Source organism: Mesorhizobium sp. M2A.F.Ca.ET.037.01.1.1, from assembly GCF_003998075.1.
GTDB lineage: Bacteria > Pseudomonadota > Alphaproteobacteria > Rhizobiales > Rhizobiaceae > Mesorhizobium.
This window is the reverse complement of the sequence record NZ_RZSA01001242.1, coordinates 1-1666: the sequence shown is the minus strand read 5'-3', so window position 1 is coordinate 1666 and position 1666 is coordinate 1. Positions and strand designations below refer to the sequence as shown.

Genomic DNA, 1666 nt, shown 5'->3' with positions numbered 1-1666 from the left:
CAGCCGGAGGTGCTTGCGGCGCGCTATGTCTGGTTCATGCCCTGGCGCTACTGGCGGATCGGCAAAAGGCGCGGCGACCCCGAAATCTGATTGCTTCGCCGTGATGCGGACCGGATTTTAACGGTCCGGTAGGGTTAACGCGAAGCTGCACAAACATTGCCAATTTGAGACAAAATCGAGACAAGTCGCCTCGCTAAGCCGCTCCCGCAATCTCATACCGGAGTGACTTCGCCATGCGCCAGATGGACCGCTATCCCTTCATTTTTGCCATCGTCCTTTTCCTTCTGGCCTGGATGCTCGGCTTGCCGGTGCGGGCGCAATCGGCGCCGCTCAACGACATCCGCTGCACGCTGATCCAGGATGCGCAAAGCGGCGCCACGCTTTACCAGGACGGCGTCTGCGATCAGCGCGTCAGTCCGGCCTCGACGTTCAAGGTGCCCCTGGCGCTGATCGGCTATGACGCAGGCATCTTAAGCGAAGTGCACACGCCGAGCTGGGGCTACAAGCCGGAATTCAAGGCGGCGAAGCGCGACCAGAAGACCGTCGATCCAACGATCTGGGAACGCGATTCCATCGTCTGGTACTCGCGCGAGATCACGCGGCGGCTCGGCGCCGAAAAATTCGCCGGCTACGTGTCGAGATTCGGCTATGGCAACAAGGACGTCTCGGGCGATGCCGGCAAGGATAACGGACTGACGCAATCCTGGATCAATTCCTCGCTCGAAATATCGCCGGTCGAGCAGACGGCGTTCCTGCGCCAACTGCTCGCCGGCAAGATGCCGGTGTCGGCGAAGGCGCATGAAATGACCAGGGCAATCCTGCCGACCTTCGCGGCAGCAGACTGGACGGTGCAGGGCAAGACCGGCAGCACCCGGCTTGGCCAGGATGGCAGGCGCTCGCTTGGGTGGTTCGTCGGCTGGGCCGAGAAGGGCGGGCGCCGCATCGTCTTTGCAAGGCTGGTCGTCGATGCCAAGCGTGCCGACCAGCCGAAAGGTCTCGCGACGCGCGCGGCGTTCCTGAAGATTTGCCGCAACTGGTGAAGTAGCCTCTCTCAGATGCTGCGGCGGGCGCGCAGGATGTGCCCGCCGGAATTGCTTTTGGTGCTCGGCAGCTTGGCGAAACGGGCGGCAATGTCGCCGTTGTCGAGATCCTCGATATCGTCGAAGCCGAGATCCGCGAGCGACTTCGCCAATTCATCGGGAACAAAGAAACTGATCCAGGGCTCGACGACCGCCGCGACGCGCGCCGCATAGAAGGCAAGCGTCGCTCGGCCCGCGGCGCCACGATTCCCGGCCGGCTCGCTGTAGTCGAAGGCGACCTCCGAGCCGGCGAGGCCGGCAATGTAGCCAAGCGTGGCAAAAATCGCTTCGCGCGTCAGGTAGGGCACGACGCCCAGCCAGATGAAAAAGCTCGGCTCGTTCGCTTTCAGACTGCCGCCGCCAATTCGCCTGCCAGACTCTGGCGTTCGAAATCGACCGGCACGAAGGCGGCGCCGGCCGGCTCGGCAAGACCGGCTTCGGCGATGCGTTGGCGCTTCCAAGCCTGTGTCGCCGGGTGATCGACCTCGAAGACCGCGAGGTCGGGATATGGATTGCGCAGCGCAAAAGTGTCGAGGCCGGCGCCAAGCACCACGACTTGGGCGACGCCGCGTCGCACCGCCGCCGCC

2 protein-coding genes and 1 pseudogene are annotated in these 1666 nt (G+C 63.7%); 1 reads left to right on the top strand and 2 read right to left on the bottom strand.

Features of this window, described 5'->3' with window-relative positions; translation table 11 throughout:
• Positions 1–233 precede the first annotated feature (233 nt).
• A pseudogene (blaOXA, locus tag EOA27_RS35545) lies at positions 234–1045 on the top strand (class D beta-lactamase).
• A gap of 6 nt (positions 1046–1051) precedes the next feature.
• On the opposite strand, the gene EOA27_RS42690 reads toward blaOXA, so the two are convergent.
• Complete coding sequence (locus EOA27_RS42690; protein ID WP_245467031.1) at positions 1052–1387, bottom strand: hypothetical protein; 336 nt, start codon at positions 1385–1387, stop codon at positions 1052–1054.
• A 38-nt stretch (positions 1388–1425) separates the two neighbouring features.
• Positions 1426–1666: class I SAM-dependent methyltransferase (locus tag EOA27_RS42685; protein WP_245491305.1), on the bottom strand; the 241-nt coding region annotated here is incomplete at its 5' end.